Consider the following 1191-nt stretch of genomic DNA (forward strand, 5'->3'; position numbering starts at 1 on the left):
CGCGACGCGGAAGGCGCACGCGACGCGGAAGGCGCAGGCCGCGCGGGAGGCGTAGGCCGCGCGGGAGGCGCAGGCGACGCGGGAGGGGCGCGGGGCGCGGGGGCGCGCTAGAAGACCAGGGCCTTCCAGAACTGGAAGACCGCGTGCCCGATCTGGATGATCGGCTCGTTCAGCCCGATCGTGTCGGTGATCCGGGTGACCAGGCCGAAGAACGCGCGGTTGATCGGCCCGACCCAGAGCAGCGCGATGACCAGCAGGAACATGTAGCCGCCGTACGCGCTCACCTGGTTCACCCAGCGCGGCGGCAGGAACGGCTCGACGATCCCGAAGCCGTCCAGGCCGGGGATCGGCAGCAGGTTCAGCAGCGCGGCCGTGACCTGGAGGAACGCCAGGAACGCGACACCGGACCAGAAGATCCCGTGCTCGCCGTCGGAGAAGTTCCGGTACAGCACCGCCAGCATGATCGCGAGCAGCACGTTGCTCAGCGGGCCCGCCGCCGAGACCAGGCTGTGCCGCCACCTGCCCTGGATCCGCGAGCGATCGATCCAGACCGCGCCGCCGGGCAGGCCGATCCCGCCGAGCAGGATGAACAGCACGGGGATCGCGAAGCTCAGCAGCGGGTCGGTGTACTTCGCCGGGTTCAGCGTCAGGTAGCCGCGCGTCGCGACGCTGTGGTCGCCCGCCCGGTAGGCGAGGTAGGCGTGCCCGAACTCGTGCAGGCACAGCGAGAGCACCCAGCCCGAGATCACGAACCCGAACACCGCGAGCCGTCCCGCGGCGAACTTCGTCTGCAGGATGCTCATGGTGATCTCGCCGTACCGCCAGGCGATCAGCCCGCACAGCACCGTGGCCGCGCAGATCACCAGGAAAACCGGACTCGGACGCACCGCGCGCCGGTCCCGCATGTGGTGCACCGAGCCCATGCCTCGCCGTCCTCCCCCCGGTCGTTCCCGACCGCTTCGACGGTACCGCGTCCCGGGCGCGCCCCGACCCGCCCGAGCACGCCCCGACCCGCCCGCCGTCCGCCGCCGGCCCGTCCGCCCCGGCTCCGCGCGCCCGTCCCGTCCGCCGCCGGCCCGTCCGCGCCGCCCTCACCCGCGCGCCCCCCCCGCGCCGGGCTGGGGGGGGCGGGCCCGCTCGCCGGGCCGGCGGGGGTGGGCCGGAGGGGCCGGGTGGGCGCCACACAGCGCG

General features: G+C 74.3%; 1 protein-coding gene. It reads right to left on the reverse strand.

The features are described 5' to 3' along the window. Window positions 1–107: 107 nt before the first annotated feature. Window positions 108–923, reverse strand: coding sequence for a site-2 protease family protein (locus tag AB0J52_RS41510; RefSeq protein WP_500188774.1), 816 nt, complete (start codon window positions 921–923; stop codon window positions 108–110). Window positions 924–1191 lie beyond the last annotated feature (268 nt).

The organism is Spirillospora sp. NPDC049652 (assembly GCF_040675125.1).
In the GTDB taxonomy this organism is placed as follows: Bacteria; Actinomycetota; Actinomycetes; order Streptosporangiales; family Streptosporangiaceae; genus Spirillospora.

Bases quoted from the DNA above. Each gene is read 5' to 3' on its own strand.
- AB0J52_RS41510 (WP_500188774.1), bottom strand. From the start codon at position 923: ATGGGCTCGGTGCACCACATGCGGGACCGGCGCGCGGTGCGTCCGAGT.